23 protein-coding genes are annotated in these 20,765 nt (G+C 31.4%); 9 read left to right on the top strand and 14 right to left on the bottom strand.

The annotated features are described in order from the left end of the window. Positions 1 to 669: 669 nt before the first annotated feature. From ACUN3A_RS15380 to ACUN3A_RS15360, 5 genes are all read left to right on the top strand, one after another. Entirely contained in the window at positions 670 to 1,233 is a 564-nt protein-coding gene (locus tag ACUN3A_RS15380) for a hypothetical protein (RefSeq protein ID WP_445552166.1), read from the top strand. Positions 1,234 to 1,395: 162 nt separating this feature from the next. Continuing rightward, positions 1,396 to 1,920, top strand: a complete 525-nt coding sequence (locus ACUN3A_RS15375) for a hypothetical protein (protein WP_445552165.1) — start codon at positions 1,396 to 1,398, stop codon at positions 1,918 to 1,920. Positions 1,921 to 2,104: 184 nt separating this feature from the next. Continuing rightward, entirely contained in the window at positions 2,105 to 2,311 is a 207-nt protein-coding gene (locus ACUN3A_RS15370; protein ID WP_445552164.1) for a hypothetical protein, read from the top strand. A gap of 332 nt (positions 2,312 to 2,643) precedes the next feature. Then, a complete protein-coding gene (locus tag ACUN3A_RS15365; RefSeq protein ID WP_445552163.1) occupies positions 2,644 to 3,243 on the top strand; it encodes a Crp/Fnr family transcriptional regulator in 600 nt (199 codons plus the stop codon). Between the two features lie 90 nt (positions 3,244 to 3,333). Beyond that, on the top strand, positions 3,334 to 3,609 hold the full coding sequence (locus ACUN3A_RS15360) for a hypothetical protein (protein ID WP_445552162.1): 276 nt from the start codon (positions 3,334 to 3,336) through the stop codon (positions 3,607 to 3,609). A 209-nt stretch (positions 3,610 to 3,818) separates the two neighbouring features. Here ACUN3A_RS15360 and ACUN3A_RS15355 read toward each other — a convergent pair whose 3' ends face one another. From ACUN3A_RS15355 to ACUN3A_RS15300, 12 genes are all read right to left on the bottom strand, one after another. Then, entirely contained in the window at positions 3,819 to 4,898 is a 1,080-nt protein-coding gene (locus ACUN3A_RS15355) for an AI-2E family transporter (RefSeq protein ID WP_445552161.1), read from the bottom strand. A gap of 40 nt (positions 4,899 to 4,938) precedes the next feature. Then, positions 4,939 to 5,643, bottom strand: a complete 705-nt coding sequence (locus ACUN3A_RS15350; protein ID WP_445552160.1) for an ion channel — start codon at positions 5,641 to 5,643, stop codon at positions 4,939 to 4,941. A gap of 173 nt (positions 5,644 to 5,816) precedes the next feature. Continuing rightward, entirely contained in the window at positions 5,817 to 6,548 is a 732-nt protein-coding gene (locus ACUN3A_RS15345; RefSeq protein WP_445552159.1) for a hypothetical protein, read from the bottom strand. After that, positions 6,545 to 7,384 (bottom strand): hypothetical protein, encoded by an 840-nt coding sequence (locus ACUN3A_RS15340; protein WP_445552158.1) that lies wholly within the window; start codon positions 7,382 to 7,384, stop codon positions 6,545 to 6,547. Before ACUN3A_RS15340 ends, ACUN3A_RS15345 begins: the two co-directional genes overlap by 4 nt. 4 nt (positions 7,385 to 7,388) lie before the next feature. Next, on the bottom strand, positions 7,389 to 8,453 hold the full coding sequence (locus ACUN3A_RS15335) for an HlyD family secretion protein (protein WP_445552157.1): 1,065 nt from the start codon (positions 8,451 to 8,453) through the stop codon (positions 7,389 to 7,391). 5 nt (positions 8,454 to 8,458) lie between these two features. After that, positions 8,459 to 9,742 carry a TolC family protein gene (locus tag ACUN3A_RS15330; protein ID WP_445552156.1) on the bottom strand — a complete coding sequence of 428 codons (1,284 nt, stop codon included), beginning with the start codon at positions 9,740 to 9,742 and terminating at the stop codon, positions 8,459 to 8,461. 152 nt (positions 9,743 to 9,894) lie between these two features. After that, entirely contained in the window at positions 9,895 to 10,767 is an 873-nt protein-coding gene (locus ACUN3A_RS15325; protein WP_445552155.1) for a transporter, read from the bottom strand. Positions 10,768 to 10,955: 188 nt separating this feature from the next. After that, entirely contained in the window at positions 10,956 to 11,717 is a 762-nt protein-coding gene (locus ACUN3A_RS15320) for a hypothetical protein (protein WP_445552154.1), read from the bottom strand. Positions 11,718 to 11,936: 219 nt separating this feature from the next. Then, entirely contained in the window at positions 11,937 to 12,419 is a 483-nt protein-coding gene (locus ACUN3A_RS15315; RefSeq protein ID WP_445552153.1) for a hypothetical protein, read from the bottom strand. Between the two features lie 117 nt (positions 12,420 to 12,536). Next, positions 12,537 to 13,781 (bottom strand): BamA/TamA family outer membrane protein, encoded by a 1,245-nt coding sequence (locus ACUN3A_RS15310; protein WP_445552152.1) that lies wholly within the window; start codon positions 13,779 to 13,781, stop codon positions 12,537 to 12,539. Between the two features lie 143 nt (positions 13,782 to 13,924). Beyond that, complete coding sequence (locus ACUN3A_RS15305; protein WP_445552151.1) at positions 13,925 to 14,431, bottom strand: DUF4251 domain-containing protein; 507 nt, start codon at positions 14,429 to 14,431, stop codon at positions 13,925 to 13,927. Between the two features lie 110 nt (positions 14,432 to 14,541). Next, positions 14,542 to 14,973 carry an META domain-containing protein gene (locus ACUN3A_RS15300; RefSeq protein ID WP_445552150.1) on the bottom strand — a complete coding sequence of 144 codons (432 nt, stop codon included), beginning with the start codon at positions 14,971 to 14,973 and terminating at the stop codon, positions 14,542 to 14,544. Positions 14,974 to 15,099: 126 nt separating this feature from the next. Here ACUN3A_RS15300 and ACUN3A_RS15295 point away from each other — a divergent pair, with 126 nt between their 5' ends. The 4 genes from ACUN3A_RS15295 to ACUN3A_RS15280 all read left to right on the top strand — a co-directional run bounded on the left by ACUN3A_RS15295 (position 15,100) and on the right by ACUN3A_RS15280 (position 18,198). Then, positions 15,100 to 15,624, top strand: a complete 525-nt coding sequence (locus ACUN3A_RS15295) for a hypothetical protein (RefSeq protein ID WP_445552149.1) — start codon at positions 15,100 to 15,102, stop codon at positions 15,622 to 15,624. Between the two features lie 69 nt (positions 15,625 to 15,693). After that, entirely contained in the window at positions 15,694 to 16,221 is a 528-nt protein-coding gene (locus ACUN3A_RS15290; protein WP_445552148.1) for a superoxide dismutase family protein, read from the top strand. Between the two features lie 9 nt (positions 16,222 to 16,230). Next, entirely contained in the window at positions 16,231 to 16,800 is a 570-nt protein-coding gene (locus ACUN3A_RS15285) for a YdeI/OmpD-associated family protein (protein WP_445552147.1), read from the top strand. Between the two features lie 195 nt (positions 16,801 to 16,995). Next, the gene (locus ACUN3A_RS15280) at positions 16,996 to 18,198 is read left to right on the top strand and encodes an LETM1-related biofilm-associated protein (protein WP_445552146.1); all 1,203 of its coding nucleotides are present in this window, start codon (positions 16,996 to 16,998) and stop codon (positions 18,196 to 18,198) included. A 78-nt stretch (positions 18,199 to 18,276) separates the two neighbouring features. Here the strand turns inward: ACUN3A_RS15280 and can are convergent, their stop codons facing one another. Together can and ACUN3A_RS15270 are read right to left on the bottom strand one after the other, a co-directional pair. Then, the gene (can, locus tag ACUN3A_RS15275; RefSeq protein WP_445552145.1) at positions 18,277 to 18,918 is read right to left on the bottom strand and encodes a carbonate dehydratase; all 642 of its coding nucleotides are present in this window, start codon (positions 18,916 to 18,918) and stop codon (positions 18,277 to 18,279) included. Positions 18,919 to 18,990: 72 nt separating this feature from the next. Next, on the bottom strand, positions 18,991 to 20,652 hold the full coding sequence (locus tag ACUN3A_RS15270; RefSeq protein ID WP_445552144.1) for a SulP family inorganic anion transporter: 1,662 nt from the start codon (positions 20,650 to 20,652) through the stop codon (positions 18,991 to 18,993). Positions 20,653 to 20,765: the final 113 nt, after the last annotated feature.

Below are 20,765 nucleotides of genomic sequence, written 5' to 3'. Positions count from 1 at the left end.
TATTGTAAATGTTTCTTTCAGCAATCCCAAAAAAGCTGTATTGTAATTAGCTAGTGTTTTTAAATTTTTCAGTTGAATACTGTCATTTGGCTCGTTAACTTTTTCTTCAAGTTTTGAAATTCTCCTATTCAATCCACAAGAGGAAATCAAAACTCTTACTACACATAAAAAAATAGCCTCATTAATATAAATTTTATTTTCTAGTCATTTTTCATTTGCTACCCAACGTTCGGATACTAAAGCAGATTTAAGACTAAATTAAACCCATTATTCGGATTTGCCAAATCATCGGTACAAAACCAACTTTTCATTAAGTCGATTACCCAAAACTATTGTAGAAGCTGTTAGGTATTGCTGTTCTATATCAGCGGTAAAATGTAACTATTCAACCAATAAGACAGATAGGTCTGTCTAACCATTTTGAAACCGTACATGAAAAAGCTCTCAAGGAGCAATTGGTAGAGAAAGAAGATCTAATCAAAAAATAAGGAAGTACTATTAGAGTCTTTTTTAGAGAAATCATTTACAAGTAATAAAAAGCCCACAAATAACATACGTCACGTTTAATTTGACAAATAAACATTATGTTTGTCATACCTATCTAGCAGAAATCGGGTAAAGATGAGTCATTTTATCAGACCTATATACTAGTTGTACCCAATTTAACAAATGAAAGAACGAAAGAAGATTAAATACGGAATATTATCAATTTTACTGTTATTGACTTTATGTTTAAACATTCACTTTGGTGATTTCTGCGAAGGAATGGCCAAAGGTTTATTATTTGCCTTTTTAAGTATAATTTTTATCCTCGGTTTTATAATAATTGAAATTCGAGATTTGTTTAAATTGGTTGACAAAGGAGAAAAATTTGATTTTATTCCTTTATATCTCTTTATTTTATTTGTTGTCTTTAATAGTTTTTTATTTGTTGCTAATGAAAATAAATTCTGGAGGGAAATTAAATATGAAGGAATTATTGAAGACGAATACGAGAGAGCTTGGATAGTATTGTATGAAAACAATTCCTTTGAAATAACAAGATCGTATATTGAAAATCGTTGCACTTTTATTGGGAAATATCATATTGAAAAGAATATAATAAATCTTGATGATGAAAACATAGAAAGTAAAACAGACAAAAAAATCACTAAAAGATATTTGATAATTTCGGATAGTATTTTGCAACCCTTAGACAAAAAGTATAGAAAAATTAAACTGAATCGTAAATAAAAACTGGGTACAACACACGCAACAAGCAATTTGGGCATTTGGCTTAATGGAAAAATTGGTTTGTATTTGTAAGATTTGGCAAATCCGAAGAATAGGCTTAATTTAATCCCAAACTGCTTGTAGCGCGAGAACGTTGACAGTAATAAACCACAAAAATGAGAAATGAAGAAATTTAAAATTATCTCTATAATACTTATACTTTTTAGTATTTACAGTTTTAATAAAAGTACACCGAAATCATTTTTGGTAAATTCTCAAGTTGAAGATTCACTCCCTAATGACTTTTATTTTATAATTAATAGCGGAGGAAATGATAGCTACAATTCGAAAAATAGCACTTTCAGTAGAAAATATTTAGAAGATGATAAAACAGTAAAAATTGAATTAACGAAAGAAGAAAAAGAGAAAATTTACTCTTTTATGGAAGAAGTTCAATTTTTAAAAATGCCGAATAAATTTGAACCTAAAGAAAGTGTTATATTAATAACTGATCCAGGTCATATTAAAAGTATTCTAATTTATTCTAATGGAAAGCAAAAAGTTGTAAGTTATGATACGGGATACACAAGTGAAAAAAATAAAAAAAGAGCAGAAAATTTTTTCCGCCTTTATGATATGATTTGGAATATTTTGCGAAATAAAAATGAAGTAATTAATTTCCCTGAATCCGACTTCCACTATAAATAAATTTACTACTACCAACAGCTACAACAACGGATTTGGGCAATAAGCTTAATGGAAAGTTGGTTTTGTATTTGGGATGATTTGGCAAATCCGAGGAATGGTCTTAATTTAATCCCAAACCCGCTGGAGTACCAAGACGTTATGTGTAATTGCTAAAAAAAATCTGAAACATAAACGAAATAAAAAAATGAAACCTATAACAAAAACAATGATAAAAACCTTTTTATTCACAGGGTTAATTTATGCAGGATTAATGGCTGGTTATGATTATTCAGAAGGAAATGGATTTCAATTATGGAAATTTATTTTTCATGCTTCATTTTTCGGTTTATTTATGGCTCTAATGGCTAGATACAGTTATAAAAAAAATGAAAGTTCTAAAAATAATAAATAGAAATTAGAAAATTGAAAAACTGAAACGTGGCAAGTTTTACTTTTGTAGTTTGAAAATTGATTTTAGAAACTGGAAAACCTAACTTTTGAAAAGCAGAAATTAACAGAAAATATTTAACCTAAATGTTGTGAAAAACTAAACTAGCCCACTTTGCGTGTCGCAACTTCACATAACAGCTACAATGGATTTGGGCAATAGGCTTAATGGAAAGTTAGTTTTGTATTTGGGATGATTTGTAAAATCCTGAGAATGAGTTTAACTTAGTCCCAAACCCTCTTCTACTACCAAAATGCAGTAGTCAATATAAAGCGCTACTCATACAAATATAACAGATGACAGAAATTAAAATATACCATAGAACTCTATTTTTGGAAGAACTTCAAAAGAGAGTTGCTATACCTGAAGGGGAATTTGAACAATTTCTTGCATTGTGGGAATTCAAGAAATTTAACCGAAATGAATTTATTTTGAAAGCTGGCGAAATTCCAAAGTTCTCCATTTTTGTTTTGAAAGGCTGTTTGCGACAATATATTGTAAATGGAAAGGGCGAAGAATCAATTGTATATTTTGCCGAAGAAAGACATTTTGTAGGCGATTTATCGGCCATAAGAAACAAAATCATTTCCAATTATAATTTTCAAGCAATAGAGGAATGTGAATTGCTTACTATTACTGCTGATAATTGGGAAAAGGCATTTATTCAATTTCCCTGGTGGACAGAAGGTCATTTAAAAGGCTATCAAAAATGGACAGCTCTATTGCAGCAACAGCTTGCTGATATGCAAACCAAAAATGGTGAAGAAAGATACTTAAATCTGCTAAAAGCAAAACCCAAATTATTTCAAAGAGTACCTCAACACTATATCGCATCTTATTTAGGTTTAAGTGCCGAAACATTAAGCCGTATTCGTAAAAAAATATTCAATACTTAAATTTCTTGACAAAAGTCAACGTTTTGTAATTACCACCAACCGTAGTTTTGTTCCATAAATTTTTTATTAATCATTTAAAAAACAAAAAAAATGGCAACAACAATTATCAATTCACACAAAGTAGAAAACTTTACTAAATGGAAACAAGGTTTTGAAGCAGGAGCAACTATGCGTGAACAGGCTGGAATCAAGATTAAAGGTGTTTATCAATCGGTAGATGACGAAAATTCAATAACCGTTATTTCCGAAGTTCCGAATGCGGATGTAGCAAAGGCGATATTTTTGGCTCCGGCAATGAGAGAGGCAATGGAAAAAAACGGTGTTATTTCTACTCCAGAAATTAGAATTTTAAATCAAACTTTTTAATCTATTAAAAAGTAGAAAATTTAAACACAAAAATTGTTGTGACGTGTCGTCTGAGTTCAGTAAACTTCGTTTGAAGCAAGCTACCAAAGTAGTCCGTATAGCCCACAGCATAAAAAAAATTAGCCTACTCACCAGCATAGATGAGTAGGCTACTTTTCTTTATGGTGGCACGCCCAGAAGAGCTTTTGCACACTAATGAAGTAAATTATTTATAAATCGCTTTGAACAATTACAGTTTCCGGTTTGTCATCCATCCAAGCGGCAAATAATTTGTAACCGATAGAAAAGATGATTGGTCCCACAAATAAACCTACGAAACCAGACATCATGAATCCACCGATTACGCCAAGGAAAATAACTAGCATAGGTACTAGAGCTCCTTTTCCTAATAACAATGGTTTTAAGACGTTGTCTGATAGCCCGCTTAGGATAAAAAATACAGACCATAAAGCCGCTGCAGTGGTGTTATCCAATGAAAACAGATAAGCAATTACCCCAAGATTGATAATAATCGGTCCAACTTGGATAATGGACAACATCAAACACAATAGCGTTAATACTCCCGCGAATGGAACACCACAACCAAAGAGTCCCACGGCTTGGATCAGGGTTTGGATAATAGCCACACCCAATATTCCTTTGACCACCTGATATACGGTCGATACTGAAATATTTAGGAACTCGTCACCAGAATCACCTGCAATTCTTTTGATGAAATTGGTAGCCAGATTTTGAGCACTTGTTGAAACCATCAATACTCCTGCTATAATTACCGACAGAATTACCTGCAATAAAGCAACTGTAGAACTTAGGACGCTTCCTAATAACTTTTTGGATAATTCAACGATTTGTTCTTTGTATTCGAGTACTCCTGCTTTTAAATCTGTAGATAACGAATATAGAAAATCATAGGCTTTCTCCCCTATCAAAGGCCAATCTTTGATGTTTTGACCTGGTGTCGCCACTTTCAAAGTGCCGCTCTCTACTCCTGCTTTTAGTTCGACAATGCTTGCTGTAACCGAATTTACAAATAATACGGTTGGTGCAATAATGATTATCAGCAATAATGCAACAATTATGAATGAAGCAAGACTTTTGCGTCCTTTCAATTTCTTTTGAAGGAAATCGAATCCTGGATAAAATACTATCGCCAAAATAATCGCCCAAAGAATTGGCATCATAAATGGCAATAAAAGTTTAATGCAAAATCCTAAAATTAGGAAAATGAGTCCGAGCTGTAAAATGACTTCAAAAATCTGTTTGCTTTTGTATGGGTTTGAATTTTCCATAATAGTTGATTTAAAGATTAGTTAAAAATTGTGAATATGATTATTGCTTTTGTTTCTTTTTGGCATTGTTTTCATTCGCGTCTGAGACGAGACGACCAATTAAAATTACTGGATACAGTACTCCAATTATGGCTTCGATTTGCACCATTGCTCTTGCAAAAGGATGCAAAGGAAAAATATCTCCATAACCAGTAGTTGTAATTGTTATATAGCTAAAATACAAAAAGTTAGCCTGTAAAGTATTACATTCAAAGGGAGGCAACGTAATTTGGAATGCACCAGGAATGTGTTCATAGATAAACTGATAAATCACAGACCATAAATTGGCCAAAATCATATAGACCACTATCGAACCTATCACTCTATATCCCGTGATTGGTCCTGGTTCTAAAACTTTTTTCAAAACCAAAAAAATCAACAATCCAAAAGTAGCGATGGTAAAAATAATATCCGCCAATAAAACAAATGGAGTCTGCCTGAAAACCGAAATCCATCCGAACAGGACAAAAAAGAACGGAATGATCGTGAACATGATTGTTTGTTTTTTGGATTTAGACAACGAAAAAATCCCTGCAATCAGAAATAGCATCCAAAATACATTAATAATAACCATAAAGGAAGAATAGCTTCCAAATATTGGAATCAAAACAAAATGCATGATAAAAAGCAAGACGAACATACCGCTAAGTCCGCTTTCTTTATCCCACAAATGGTTTAAGAAAAGAAATTGTTTATTTTTTGCCATAATGTTTTTTTTTGAGATGCTAAGTGGCTAAGAATCTGAGATTCTGAGTTTTAAAAAAAACTACTTAAAAACATCTTTTATAATTTTTACTTACGATATAATCCTTTTATCCTTTTTTTTTAATTACCTCACCAATCTTAGAAACTTAACAACTCAGATTCTTAACAACTATATCAAAACGGAATTGGCTCTACATCAACTCTTCCAATTGGCCGTCGTCCTAATCGAAACAATAGGAGAACCAGAATCGGGAAGAAACACAACGCCGCCATTACCAGATAAATATCTTTATAAGCCAGCATCATCGCTGACTGTGATGTTTGGTTAGAAAGGCTTTTTTCGGCCTTTTTTTGCGCTTCCCAGGCCGATAATCCTTGAAGCATATAGTAATTTTTGTTTTTGTTTAATTGTGCTTTGGCCATCGGGTTTAGTTCCGTTAATTGCTGGCTAAGCCCTGTTTTATGCTGTACATTCAGATTAGATATAAACGTTCCTAAAAAAGCACCTCCCAATAATGATGCAAAAACAGCTCGTGAAATCACTCCGCTCATCATTCGGGAATCGCCTAATGGTTTAGGCACATTTTCGGAAATATAAAGTGATGCCGCAGGATACAAAAAGCCAATAGCCAACCCTTTGAAAATAAATGGTCCAAAAAAATCAGCCGAATCAATTTCCGGATAAAATCTAAAATAAAGAATGGCGTGATACATTCCGTAGCAAGCAAAACCTACAACCCAAATAGTAGCCAGATAAATTCTCTTAAACAAAAGATAAGTTGATAATGGAATGGCTATGAAAAGACCTATCAGAATAGCCAAATGTGTTCTTGCTACATAAATACTGTCAAAACCTAAAATATTGGTCATAAAACCTGTTACTATCCCTCCTGTTCCATTCATCATTCCTGTATAAAAAAAAGAAGAGAGCCTAACACTACATTCTTGTATTTGTAAACATCAGTATTGATTATCGGAGCTTGTGTAAATCGAACATGAATCAGATATATTCCAACAATAATCATTAAAAAAGCAAATGCCATAGCCACTTTTGGATCACTCAGCCAGTTTCGCGTTTGTCCTTCGGCACAAAGAAAAAGCACAACAGTAAAAAATAACAGTATAATAAGCCAGCCTCTCCAATCAAATTGAAAAGGAGTTTTCATTGGAGCAAAATCTTTTTTATAAAATATCCACGCCAAAAGTATCGCTATCAAAAAATTAATATTCAAAAAATAAACTCCAAAAGTCCAATTATGAATACTAGTCATTTGTGTACCAAAATATTGATATAACTGCTTACTTCCCTGCATAATAAACTGAACAATTCCATATAGAATAGGCATATTAAAAACAGGATTGTATTTTAAAATAATTGGAATCAGCGAAGCAAAAATTCCAATGATCGATAAAATAGCCAACAAAGATCGCCAAACAGTAAACCATTCGATAGTCGTCGCATACAAAGAAGCTGTATTACAAATGAGGGACAAGAAACTGACTGACAAAATCATTGTTTTTAATGGAATCTGTTTTCCAATTTTCAATCCTAATGGCAAAAATCCGAGCATCGCAAAAAAAGGAATATAGGTAGAATATGTAAAAGTGGTAGTTGAAGCCCCGAAATGCCCTAATATTTGTGAATTATCATAAGAGGTTACATTCAACGCATTAAAAAAAGGAATTGTAAGGATATACAATCCTACAAGAGTAAACACACTTCCTTTTTTGATAGAAATCATAGTATTATTTTTTTACCTCTACAGATACATTCATACCAGGCTTAACAGCTGCTAAGTCTTTTTCGGAAGCTTCAAAATCAATTTTCACGGGAATTCGCTGCGTAATTTTGACAAAATTTCCTGTGGAATTATCCGGTTCAACCATAGAGAACTTAGCTCCTGTTGCTGGAGAAAAACCAACTACTTTTCCCTTAAATTCTTTATCACCAAGCGCATCAATTGTTATAGTTACTTCCTGCCCTTGCTTAATTTTTTCGATTTGGGTTTCTTTAAAATTCGCAGTAACCCAAACCTTTTGATTTAAAACTAGTGTTGCTACCACTTGATTAGCATTGATCAATTCGCCCACAGAAATGGTTCTCTCACCTACATACCCATCGGCTAATGCCATAATCCGAGTATAAGAAAGCTGTAATTTTGCATTATCTAAATCTGCTCTTTTTCGGGCAACTGAGGCTCTGGCAGCTTCCAGATTTGTAACACTTTGTTCTGCTACTGATCCACTAGCCAACAACTCCTTTTCAGCAGCTTTGAGATACGATTTAGTCGATTGCAGTTTTGAGATTACCTGCTCATATTGATTTAGCGTTACAGCAGAATCCGCATACATATTTTTGAATCGGTGATAATCTTTTTCGGCTTTATCAAGATTAGCCCTATCTCCTTCTAACTTATCTTTGACAGCTCCTTCATTCGAAGTTGCCGTAACAATAGATTGTTCCAATGAATGTAGGTTTCCTTCGGCTACAGCCAAGTCGGCTTCGGCTTGTTTTACTTTTATTCTAAATTCTTCATCATCGAGAATTACCAAAGTATCTCCTTTATGAACAAACTGATTGGCTTCGAAACGGATTTCTACAATATGTCCCGTCGCTCTAGCAGTTACACTATTGATATAAGATTCAACTTGGGCATTATTAGTCGTTTCATATCGATGAAAATCAAAGAATAAACTCAATATCCAAATACTTCCTATTATTATAAAAACAAAAGATAAGACAGTTAATATTGTATTTCTCCTTTTCTCGCTATTAGCAACGGTTTCGGTGTTTTTGTTTTCTTCGCTCATAAAAATTAAATTTTCCCCATTGCGTATTGCAAGAAATAATATTGAATAATAGAATCTATGTTGGCATTGTTTAATGATATTTTGGCCTCATTCAATTGTAATTCAGCATCGACAATATCACTGATTAAGGCAAAATCATTATCATAACGGCTTTTGACAATCTTATAATTGCTCAATGCCAAATCAACATCTTTTTTGAAAGTTGAAATATTCTTCACACTTTCAGTAAAGCGAACAAAGGCGGACTTCACATCTTGATTAATTACATCTTTGGTTGCATCAAGGGCAATATTACTTTTGTCAATTTGTAGTTGATCACTATTAATACGATGTTTTAAATTATAAAAACTTGAAATATCCCAATTAAGTGAAACCCCAGCTGCCCAATAATTTAAAATATTCGGATAATTTGGCCATTGAGCCGGATATTGGGTATTCAATAATAAATTAGCATTAATATTTGGTTTAAAACCACTCTTGGTAATATCCAAAGAGGATTCAGCTATCTTAACATTGATTTCCGAACGTTTAATTTCGTATCTATTTTGATAGGCTTCAGACAAGCTTTCTTGCAAACTCGAATCTATTTTTGGAATTAAAATACCATCCAGTACAGGTTTCAATATAGTATTGGTAGGCAGTCCTGTCAGTATATCCAAATAATTGCTAATCAACTCAATTGAATTGGTGCTACGAAAAACAGCCACTTCAAAATTAGATTGCTGTAATTCTGTTCTTAACAAATCACTTTTTAAGTTTTGCCCGTTGGCAACCCTTGATTTCAATTGCTTGATTCGCAACTCAGTGTTAATTATATTTTGCTTGGTTACCTCTATTTGCTTGTATAATTTTTCGAGAGTAAAAAATTGTGAAGTAATCGTTTGCTTGATTTCTGTTTCGGTCATTTTTACAACCGATTCCTGCATACTAACTATTAATTTTTGTTTGTCAATTTGATTATTGATTACGCCTCCATAATACAAAGGCATCGTAGCCAAAACACCCGCATTAGCCTGATGATCAAAATAATCTACCTCAACATTCCTTTCATAAAAACCCTCATAAATTTTGGGATTTCCAATATAATTATAGCCCATATTCAAACCTACCATTGGTGCTTTGGAAATTTTTGTCTGACTTAAATTTTCATTAGCAATAGAAACATCTGAATTGGCTAATTTAATCTGATTGTTATTTTTAATTCCTAACTGAATTGCTTCATCCAATTTAATAATTCTGACCGTTTCATCATTTTGAGAATATCCAGTTCCCCCGATAAAACAGCTCATTATTAAAATGAAAAAATCACTTTTTATTTTTTTTAAAATCAAATAATTCATTCAGCCTTTTATTTTAAAAATTTAATTGGAGAAAATATAATTATCAAAATCATTTTGATATTCTTTGGTATAAACGATGAAATAAATTTCAATTATAACCTTTAAAAGAAAACATATTGGTACGAAAAAGTGATCGAATCGTAGTTCAAGCCAATGTCTTTAAAAACCCCTGTATTAAGCTGTAATTTAACAGATTGACTTCTTGATAATGGCATTGATACTGTTGCTCCTATTCTGGAACTATTAATAACACTACCCGCAGGTAACTCATCTACTTCTGTTTTCCCACCACTAAACCAATTTGCATTAACCCCTACCCACATTTGGTTTTTAAAGTAATAACAAGCATGCCCTTGAAAAGAAAGGACAGGGTCTTGTTTCAAAACATTATCCCCAAGATACTGGTCATTTTTAGTATAAAACCAAACTCCAGAATACAATTCAGCATAAACATGCTCAAACCGTTTAGATATTCCAGCCTCTGGCTTAAATCCCCAACGATTAGTACCAATATTAATCCTTTTATCAGGATAATAGACACCTGTAGGAACAGAAGTTACCAAACTTACCCCAAATATTGTTTTTTGTTGATACTTGCTAAAATCCTTTCTGTCTAATGCTGGAGAACCTAATAAATTAATTCCTAATCTAATACGCATATCACCAAAACCAGTTCTGTTTCCAGTGATTTTTTCTCCATTTACAGTAGCATGACCATCCATAAGAACATAAGGAATAGCGACTTGAACTCTTGCTAATTTATCCCCTAAACCAAATGTATGCAGATAACCCAAGCCGAAATTATTACTGTTAATAATAAAATCTTCAATTGGTAAAGTTGCTTCCGAGACCACATCCCCTTTCATAAAACCATAACTCCCTACTATAACATTTCCTCCTTTTGGCATATTTGCATACGCTCTGGGTTCTAAATCTTGTGCTTTTGATAAATTGCAAATAAAAAAAAGACTCATGAATAAAAAAGCTCTTTTTTCAATACAAGTAAAATCAATTAAAACCATATTTTGAATAGTGTAAGAAATTAAAAAATCAATTAAAATTATTGCATCACCTTTCAAGCAACACTAAACCCAAATGAAGTTTACAATTAAAATTAAAAAACCTCAAAAAATTGAGGCTTAATTTATAGTTATTTCCTGTTTTAGAATCTGTATCCAATACTAATGTTGTATCTAAAACCTACAGCGGTAACGGATTGTACTCCTTTTTTCTCTATGCCTTCATCTCCTGTAATTCCTTCAATTCCAGGAAACTTGTCTTTTATTGCTTGAATTACTTTTTGATAGACTTCATTATCTTCTAATCCTGGTACGTTTCCATCCAATTTCGTATTGAATTTATATCGAGTAATAGAAGGTCCAAACAGTACACAATCAATAACAAATCTGTCCCATAATACAAATTGATACCCCAATTCACCACCAAAATTGGTTAAATTAAATTTTGAAGAAAGGTTGATATTACTTTGAACATTTGTATTTGGATCAGTATGAATTATTTCTCTATCAGTACTAAATTGAAAAAAACTAACAAATGGCGCTAAATAAACACCTCTTGGTCCCTTAAATTTATTGATACTTCCCAAATAAAACCTATAATCAGCTCCTACTGAAAATCCAGTTCTACTATGATTTTTAGAAAAAGCGTCATTTGAGCTCAAATCTACGGTTATCAAAGGAAACTCTTGGTAACCAACAAAAACATTCAAACTTTGATCTTCTTTTATTATTCTTTCGTACGAGAACTGATAAGAGTTATCATAAAGCAGTGTATTTGTAACATTGAACTTTACAGAGTTCTTAAAATCTCCAGTTGTCCCTTGAGAAAATAATGCATTTGGAAAAATTAACAGCATTGACATTAAAATGAAAGCAGTTCTAAGGGGCGTAGTTAAAATTTTCATTATTTAATTTTTAGTTAGTAAATCTCTGAAAAGCTTATTCAAATTTAACTTTTTTTTCTATAATAATAAAAGAAAATTTAACACTTATTATTATAAATAAACTTATAATTAAAATCAGTAGAAAGATTATTCAGACTAAAAAGAAATTAATTCTTGTAGTCACAAAAAAAGAGCGTAATCTTGAAGACTACGCTCTTTTTAAATCCTTGAGAGAACTTCTTATTTAACTTTTGTCAAATCTAGCTCTCCAACAAAAGGTATTGCATTTTGCAGGCTACTTCTAATCTCAGTCTGCAAATAAATTTCAAGTTGAATAAATTTAGTTGCATTTACAGCCCCAATCACTTTTTTAGCTTTATCATAATACGTAACATACAATTTATCGTAGGCAACATTATTTTTCAAAACTCCTTTTGTGATTACATCAGCTTTATCATCACTTAGAGTTGTATAATCAATTGCATACTGATTTATTAATTGAATTTTTTCTTGTCCCAATTTTTTTCTTTCTACTTCATAAGCCTCATAGACTTTTGCAAAATCTGTAGCTTGAGTTCCTGTTAATGCCATATATTGGCCTACTAAGTCTGATTTAGATTTCCCATAAACAGACTGTACAATATCTACATCATCTTTTAGAGTAGATTGAGCAAAAATTGTTGTCGAAAAAACCACTGCTAATAATAAAAATACTTTTTTCATGTTTGTCTTTGTTTTATTTAGTTAAAGTGTATCAAATATAAGAATTCATTGCCAAAAAAACATCAAAATAGTCTTTTTTTGATTTCAATTTAAATAATTTTTATCAATCACAAAAAATTAAAAAGTTTCACCAGCATTTAAATAAAATCCTTTGAAGCGATTTCCAACTGCATAATCAAAAACTAAATTGGTGCGGGTTGCTTTATCAATCAAAAGCCTTAATCCAACCCCAAATGCAGGCTGAACATATTCAAGAAGATTAATCTTTTCATAATTATTACTGGCAGTTGTAAAATTAGCAAAAGTAGTTCCAGTAAGAACCTGATTACAGGTAATTGGAAATCGCAACTCAGCTTGAAAATACATCAAATTGTTGCCACGAAACAATCCTTGTGTATAGCCTTCGCCGCTTCGACTGCGCTGATCCCATCCTATTGCCGGCAAATTTAAGTAAGGTACCACTCCCTTTGTCACAAACTGTCCAAAAGTCCAAAAACCTAGAATAAAATGTTCTTTTTTGGGATCCAAAGGCAAAAAATACCTGAATTCTGTATACAATACATTACTTCCTTTTTGTTCATTAAAAAAAGCACAATTGAATCTATAATTTACATTTGCAAACCAACCTTTTCTGGTATTAATTTGATTATCTCTAGAATCGAAAATAGCATTAAGACTTAACCCATTTACAAAATATTCTTTATCATTAAAGCCATTATCAATACTATAATTATAATGATGAGTAAATATTCCGTTATCAACATCCAGATTTTTATCAACGATAGAAGAATACCAATCAATATGTATGCCTCCACCTATGTAGAAATTATCACGCACTTCCCAAGAAGCTGTTTGATGCATTTTAAAATAATTATAATCCATTGGCTCTTCTATGGATTCAACACTAAAGTCCGGATCCGTTCTGTGGCTTGGAATAATATTAGTTCCTAAACCATAATTAGGCTGAGTAAAAACATACATCCGAGAATCTCCACTTAAGTAAATTTTATTATTTTTTAAAAGAATAGTATTTTTGAGATTAACCATCAACTGCTTTTTAGTTGTAAAAACAACTCCAATATTTGCTGACGAATATTTATCCAACAAATCTTTCCCTTTAAAAGTATATTGAGCAGTTGCTCCATAACTAAATCCTGTAGCTGGTTGAATACCAATTATGGGGATGATAAGAAAAAAATTATTCTTAGTTGGTTTTACAACAATGAGAGAATCTTTCTTTTTAAATATCTCGAAAATGGTTTTAGGTGGGCACGATGAATCGCTATCTGAATTAATTTGGGCAGTAACAAAACTTTGATTACAAAAGAAACAAATTACAAAAAGAGCTAAAAATTTAAACATATTAATTTTTCATTTTAGAAAATTTGTAAACTATTTGATTCATTTAAAGGTATACAAAAACTATTGGTCTGAATAATTCTAAAGAAGTATCAAAAATACAACTTATATCCTATATTTTTCTTTTTCAATAAATGTTTCGCTCTTTATTTTACTGAAATTTTATGAATTTCTCCATTATAGCTTATCGAGCTGCGATGAGTGGAATTAATATTTAAATAGGCAGTCCCTTCAAAATATATATCTAGGACGATATTATAAGAATCTGCCGCATCCTTAACATTAGCCTTAATGGTGTAACTCTTCTTCCCTTTTTTAATAGAAAAATCATTAACAACACCTTTAAAATCTAAGCCTCCCCCACTTCCGTAGCCAATACCACTATATCCACGCCCAAAAAAAGGCATTTCACTATGAATACTATCCTTTTTTAAACGCAAAAAATTATCATTTGTTGTCATATCTATACTTCTAACCCCTTGAGGATTGGCTCTGTTGGCAACAAATTCAAATACTTTAGATTCAATTAGAGAATCGATTTCTTTCTGCTTCGCTAATTCTTTTTCTTCTTTTAACTGCTTTTTAGTTTTTTCTTGAGCAAAACCAATCAAGACAAAAAACGAAAGAAAAAAAGTTGTTATTATTGTTTTCATAACGGTAAAATTTATTTGTTGCAAATCATATTTAGAATATCATCTTTATTATACAGTAATTATTAAGAATAAATTGATAGTAATTATAATTTTAAATGTATAAAATAGAATTATTTATGATGAGTAAATCGCATCATCACAACATTCCCTATCAAAAAATTTAAAGTTTTACCTTCATCGGTAATAGTATACGATTCTATTTTTTTCAAAGTTTCTATATAAAAGGCATCACCAGTTCCTTGACAGGCCATCATAGTCATTCCAATTTTGGCATCTTTAAAATTGATTTTTTGTCCATCTAAAATCAACGCTCCAAAATATTGATTACAACTGTTATTACCCGAAAATTTATTGTTTACAAGATCAAATACAATTGTTGGTTTTTTATTAGGATACAAACCATCAAAAGCAATTCTTGGTCCTGTTATATAATTTAACTCCCAAGCACCCTCAAGTGTAGTAGTTTTTACAGTTGCCTTTTTGGTAGTGCAAGAGGTAAAATTTATGCAAAAAATCACCACTAATAAAATTACTTTCTTCATAAATCTTAATTTAAAATTTGAGATTCTCTCTTGTAAATATAAAAAAAATAAAGCAAAAATAAAGATGTTCACCTTTCGAACTTGCTTTTTAAAAAAGGTATAATTATTTTCGTAAAAAGAAAAATCATGACATTATTAGGTATAGGATCTAGGATTGAACATCCCGAATACGGAAAAGGAGTAATAACCAATGTATCCTCCAAAGAATATTGGGTTACATTCATAGAAAATGGTCTTGAAACCATTGCATTAAACGAAGAATTTAAAGTTATTGAAGCTACTGTTGATGAAGTTGATACTGTAAGTTTTTCGGAGGTTGAAGAGTCATTAAGGAATCTTCTTAAGAAATGGTCTGATGTTTCTGAAATTGTGCCCATTGCCGACAAATGGAAGGGCGGTAAACTTATTTTGGAACCAGGACAAGCTGGATTGGCTTCAAAAGAAATTCCTATTGATGCCTTTTTTCATAAAATAATTATGGTTCGAGATCGTTTACGTGTAATGGAGCAAAAAATAAATAGCAGTAAAATTGAAGAAATAGAAAAAATTGAATTGCAACAATACATTACTCGAATTTATGGAAGTTTAACTTCATTCAACATATTATTTAAATCACCTACAAACCATTTTGTTGGGGAAAAATCAAAATAGATTTAAACATCAATTAATTTTAATACGCTTTTTTATACGTAATTTTATACTCTAATTAAATTTCACATTATGAAAAAAATAATCTTATCCATCGTACTAATTATTTCTGTAATCATTGGATGTAAAACAAAAAACAACTCAGCCGATACCAAAAGTTTAAATTTAACCTTTGAAGCTAAAAGCAATAGTAAAGTAACCGGTACTGCCACATTTGTAGAAAAAAAGGGCAAAGTAACATTCGTAGCCAAAATTTCCGGACTTCAGCCTGGAGTTCATGCTATTCATATTCATGAAAAATCAGATTGTTCTGCCGCTGATGGAAGTTCTGCTGGTGGGCACTGGAATCCTACTTTCAAAAAACATGGAAAATGGGGTGACGCTGAACATCACAAAGGTGATATTGGTAATTTTACAGCTGATGAAAAAGGAAATGGCACTATCACTTTGACCACAGACGAATGGTGTATTGGTTGTGGAGATGCTTCAAAGGATATATTAGGAAAAGGAATTATTGTTCACCAAGGTGCTGATGATTTTGTAACTCAACCAACAGGAAATGCTGGTGGTAGAGTAGCTTGTACTGCAATAATCAAGTAAAAAATAATCTTGAAAGAAAAAGAAATTCATTATTTTAAAAACACAACAGCTTGGCGGGAATGGTTACATCATAATCATGACTCGTCAGCTGGTGTGTATTTAACTTTCTATAAGGTGAATAGCCCTTTCGAAAGTATGCGTTGGGAAGAGGCTGTTCAAGTTGCTATTTGCTATGGGTGGATTGATTCTACAGTTAAAAATATTGATGAACACAGTCGCAAACAACTATTTACTCCGAGAAAAATCAAAAGTGTTTGGAGCAAACTCAATAAAACATATATTGAAAAACTCATTGCCGATAATTTGATGCATGAAAGTGGATTAACCAAAATTGAAATTGCCAAGCAAAATGGTTCTTGGAATTCTTTAGATGCAGTCGAAGATTTAATAATTCCTGAAGATTTGGCATTAGCATTTGAACAAAATAAAATCGCATACGAAAACTACCAAAATTTTAGCCCATCGTATCGAAAAAGTTATCTTTATTGGCTTAATCAAGCCAAAAGAGCCGAAACAAGAAATAGCCGAATTACCTCAATAATTGCCCTTTGCAATCAAAATAAAAAATCAAGAGATTAATTTAATTCAAAAATATTGCCCAAAAAAGTCTGTATTAAAACATCCCAATATCTTTAAATCTAAAAATTAAATTCACATTGTAAACTAATACAATTGAATAATTTCATAAAAACACAAGAGAAAGTATTTTTATAACTCTTAGAATTAGGCATACATCCAGAAAAAGACATAGTTTTGTATATTCAAAATAAAGCAATGATTAACCCTTCGGCATCAGGTTGGATAGATAAATTTTTCACAAAATTAAAGTTGTCAGAACTTAGCGTATCTGAGACTGAAGCCAACTTTTATCATAAATTAAGAGAAACTGGTTTTATCTACGGTCACATCATTTCATTTGATACTACTTTTAAAATAGAAACTAAAGGTTGGTTTAAAGAAGAAATTTCTAAAGTAGCATTACTGAATGCTTTATATAGTATTTTTTTGTTGAACAATAAACAAAAAGAGCCTGCTGTTTTTATTGAGCAAGCCAATCTTTTTTACAAACAAATGCATCCTGAAGGATTCAATTTATTCAAAATAATTGTTCCGAAAAATTCACCAGCATTAACTTTAGAAAAAATAATTGACGAACGCGTACAAACCAATGACAATATAATCAACAAAAATTTTTCACATTTAGTGACCAATGCTTTGCTGTTTATAGATGTTTTAGCTTTTCGCCAATATTTGATTGAAGGTCAGATTCCTGAAAAATACTTGAAAAAAATTGAAGAAACTATTGTCAACATTGTCATTTTAGCTTTTAAAATAAAAACTAACAAATCACAATACGATGATTTACTTATTAAATTATTTGAAGCTTCAATCAGGTATAGTAAATTTTCAAAAAAGGAAAATATCACATTAGATACTTTAGAATTAGATTACTTCACTGCCGAACTAGAAAAAAAATATTTAATTGACATTGCAGGAATGGCATTATGGAGCGATGGTGTTATCGAAAATAATGAAGCTTACTTTTTACATACCCTAGCAAGAACAATTGGTATTGATGATGAATTTAGTTCTCTGAGCATTATCAAAACAGATGGATTCATAAATAAGTATAAAAAAGAAATCCCCTATTTTAATTATTCTAATCCTGTAAAACATTTTTACGACCAAACCACAAAGAGTGTTATAACGCTGATATCACGCAATAAAACCAGACTAGTCAAAGAAATAATTGAAAGCAAAGAATTGATGTTGCTTTTGGCACATTCGACTCATAGAGACTTGAATGAAAAAGAAAAGAAAAAAGTAAAAAAACAGCTTTTAGAAATTTGCAAAACAATACCTTCCTTAACTATATTTTTACTTCCTGGAGGTAGTTTATTATTGCCGATCTTGATTAAGTTTATTCCAAAACTTTTACCAACGGCTTTCAACGAAAATTTAGAAGTTGATGATTAAATAAAAAATGCTGTCTAAATTAGACAGCATTTTTAGCATTTTTTAAAACAGTTTCATTCGAACAAACTATTTCACTTATTATTTATTTATGTTAAGTTGATAAACTTCATCCAAATCATCATTTGAACTAAAATTAACTCCTAAATCGGTTACAAAACCTGAATTCAAACCGTAAACCCATCCGTGAACAGTCACTTCTTGCCCGTTTTTCCAAGCTGCTTGCAAAATAGATGTTTTAGCCAAATCAAATACTTGTTCTTTAACATTGATTTCTACAAAAGCATTAAAACGCTCTGTTTCATCAGTTATAGAATCTAAATATTTATCATGTAAACGGTACACATCTTTTATATGGCGAATCCAATTATCAATAATTCCAATTGAAGCATTACCCATAGCTGCTTTAACGCCTCCACAACCATAATGACCACAAACTATAACATGTTTTACTTTTAATACGTTTACAGAATAATCCAAAACACTTAACATATTCATGTCTGTATGAATTACCATGTTAGCAATGTTTCTATGAACAAAAACTTCCCCTGGTTTTGCTCCTATTATCTCGTTTGCAGGTACACGACTATCAGAACATCCGATCCATAATAATGGTGGTTGCTGGCCTTTCGCTAAATCTTTAAAAAATTCCGGGTCTAAATTCAATTGCTCTTCAACCCATTTTTTATTATTATCTAATATTTTTTTATAAAAATCACTCATTTTATTTTATTTTAAGTCAGTTAAAAATTAATTAAACCAATACATAATATGTTTTGATTTATGTTTCTAAAATTACAAATTATCTTTAAAATCTTCGCTAATCACTTTCTTATCTACCATTTCTCTTTTTGCAAAATCATAATGGCGCTCAATAGTAACATGGTTTCTAGATTCATCAGTATTCTCTAAAGCATATTCTTTTTTAAATCCTTTTAGTTTCACTTGAATATTGTCATCTATAGCCCTTGTTGTTTTAAATTCATGGATTAAATCCAAAATATCATGAGCAATGTAAACCGTATCCTGAGCATCTATAACAACCTTACTGTTTTCTGGAATTTTAGACAAAGTCATTTTGATAGCAGCCTTATTCAGGAAGGAAACCTCTTGAGCTAAATCGATATGAATAATATCACCATCTACGTATTCTTTCTTTCTAAAACTATACGCTCTTTTAAGATTTCCTCTCAATATAAATACAATACAAATCACAATTCCTAGAACAACTCCTTTTAACAAATCTGTAAATACAACTCCTAAAAAGGTAGCGATAAAAGGCAAAAACTGGTATTTTCCATAACTCCAAAAATGTTTAAACGTTGCAGGTTTTGCTAATTTATATCCAACTAAAATCAAAACCGCAGCAAGTGTAGCTAAAGGAATTTTATTCAAAATAAAAGGAATTGACAAAGCACATACCAATAATAAAACACCATGAATTATAGCAGACAATTTTGATTTGGCACCAGCTTCATTATTCGCAGATGTACGAACCACAACTGATGTTAATGGTAATCCACCAATCAATGAGCATATAATATTCCCAATTCCTTGCGCTCTTAATTCTACATTCGTATTAGTAAATCGCTTATGTACATCCATTCTATCAGCAGCTTCAATACACAATAAAGTCTCTATAGAAGCAACAATTGCAATAGTAACACCAACCACCCAAACTTGTGGATTCATAAATCCTGCAATATTTGGTGTTACAATAATCGATTTAAAATCATCAAATGAATTTGGCACTGGCAACGAAACTAAATGTTCTTTCTCAATAGCCAATGTACTTCCTGAGGTAATAAAAAATTCATTTAATAAAATTCCAACAATTACAGCAACCAATGCACCTGGGACTAATTTTAATTTCTTTAAAGCTGGAATTTTATCCCAAGAAATCAGAATAGCCATTGAAACTAATGTTATCACTATAGCTCCTAATTGCAAGTGATTAAAAACATCAAAGAGAGCAGAAAAAGTATTATCTCCATTTGCTTCCGAAAAAGATTGATCTCCTTCAAAATCAGCATCGTAACCAAAAGCATGTGGCAATTGTTTCATAATAATTATGACTCCAATACCTGCTAACATCCCTTCAATCACATTAGTTGGAAAATAATTAGATATACTCCCGGCTCTTAATAAACCCAGAGCCAATTGAATAATTCCTGCAATAAAAACAGCAGTCAAAAAGGTATCAAACCCACCCAAACTGGTAATTGCAGTAAGTATTATAGCTGTCAAACCTGCAGCCGGTCCTGAAACACTTATTTGAGATTGGCTTAAAAATCCAACAACTATTCCACCAATTATTCCTGTTATAATTCCAGAAAACAAAGGAGCACCAGAAGCCATTGCAATTCCCAAACAAAGTGGCAAGGCAACTAAAAAAACGACTAAACCAGATGCGAAATCTGATTTAAAATGAGTAAAAAGATTTGTATTCTTTGACATAATACTAAGTTATTATTTTGATTGATATTTAGATCCACTACAACATATTATTGCAATGGAAGACACATGCCTATTAAAAACATTGGTATCTAAGGCGGTTTCATCATTTCATT

The organism is Flavobacterium sp. WC2509, assembly GCF_052683105.1.
This window is presented reverse-complemented; position numbering and strand designations above follow the sequence as displayed.

Coding starts and splice junctions, on each gene's coding strand:
- ACUN3A_RS15380 (WP_445552166.1), top strand. CDS start 670: ATGAAAGAACGAAAGAAGATTAAATACGGAATATTATCAATTTTACTG.
- ACUN3A_RS15375 (WP_445552165.1), top strand. CDS start 1,396: ATGAAGAAATTTAAAATTATCTCTATAATACTTATACTTTTTAGTATT.
- ACUN3A_RS15370 (WP_445552164.1), top strand. CDS start 2,105: ATGAAACCTATAACAAAAACAATGATAAAAACCTTTTTATTCACAGGG.
- ACUN3A_RS15365 (WP_445552163.1), top strand. CDS start 2,644: ATGACAGAAATTAAAATATACCATAGAACTCTATTTTTGGAAGAACTT.
- ACUN3A_RS15360 (WP_445552162.1), top strand. CDS start 3,334: ATGGCAACAACAATTATCAATTCACACAAAGTAGAAAACTTTACTAAA.
- ACUN3A_RS15355 (WP_445552161.1), bottom strand. CDS start 4,898: ATGGAAAATTCAAACCCATACAAAAGCAAACAGATTTTTGAAGTCATT.
- ACUN3A_RS15350 (WP_445552160.1), bottom strand. CDS start 5,643: ATGGCAAAAAATAAACAATTTCTTTTCTTAAACCATTTGTGGGATAAA.
- ACUN3A_RS15345 (WP_445552159.1), bottom strand. CDS start 6,548: ATGATGAATGGAACAGGAGGGATAGTAACAGGTTTTATGACCAATATT.
- ACUN3A_RS15340 (WP_445552158.1), bottom strand. CDS start 7,384: ATGATTTCTATCAAAAAAGGAAGTGTGTTTACTCTTGTAGGATTGTAT.
- ACUN3A_RS15335 (WP_445552157.1), bottom strand. CDS start 8,453: ATGAGCGAAGAAAACAAAAACACCGAAACCGTTGCTAATAGCGAGAAA.
- ACUN3A_RS15330 (WP_445552156.1), bottom strand. CDS start 9,742: ATGAGCTGTTTTATCGGGGGAACTGGATATTCTCAAAATGATGAAACG.
- ACUN3A_RS15325 (WP_445552155.1), bottom strand. CDS start 10,767: ATGAGTCTTTTTTTTATTTGCAATTTATCAAAAGCACAAGATTTAGAA.
- ACUN3A_RS15320 (WP_445552154.1), bottom strand. CDS start 11,717: ATGAAAATTTTAACTACGCCCCTTAGAACTGCTTTCATTTTAATGTCA.
- ACUN3A_RS15315 (WP_445552153.1), bottom strand. CDS start 12,419: ATGAAAAAAGTATTTTTATTATTAGCAGTGGTTTTTTCGACAACAATT.
- ACUN3A_RS15310 (WP_445552152.1), bottom strand. CDS start 13,781: ATGTTTAAATTTTTAGCTCTTTTTGTAATTTGTTTCTTTTGTAATCAA.
- ACUN3A_RS15305 (WP_445552151.1), bottom strand. CDS start 14,431: ATGAAAACAATAATAACAACTTTTTTTCTTTCGTTTTTTGTCTTGATT.
- ACUN3A_RS15300 (WP_445552150.1), bottom strand. CDS start 14,973: ATGAAGAAAGTAATTTTATTAGTGGTGATTTTTTGCATAAATTTTACC.
- ACUN3A_RS15295 (WP_445552149.1), top strand. CDS start 15,100: ATGACATTATTAGGTATAGGATCTAGGATTGAACATCCCGAATACGGA.
- ACUN3A_RS15290 (WP_445552148.1), top strand. CDS start 15,694: ATGAAAAAAATAATCTTATCCATCGTACTAATTATTTCTGTAATCATT.
- ACUN3A_RS15280 (WP_445552146.1), top strand. CDS start 16,996: ATGATTAACCCTTCGGCATCAGGTTGGATAGATAAATTTTTCACAAAA.
- can (WP_445552145.1), bottom strand. CDS start 18,918: ATGAGTGATTTTTATAAAAAAATATTAGATAATAATAAAAAATGGGTT.
- ACUN3A_RS15270 (WP_445552144.1), bottom strand. CDS start 20,652: ATGTCAAAGAATACAAATCTTTTTACTCATTTTAAATCAGATTTCGCA.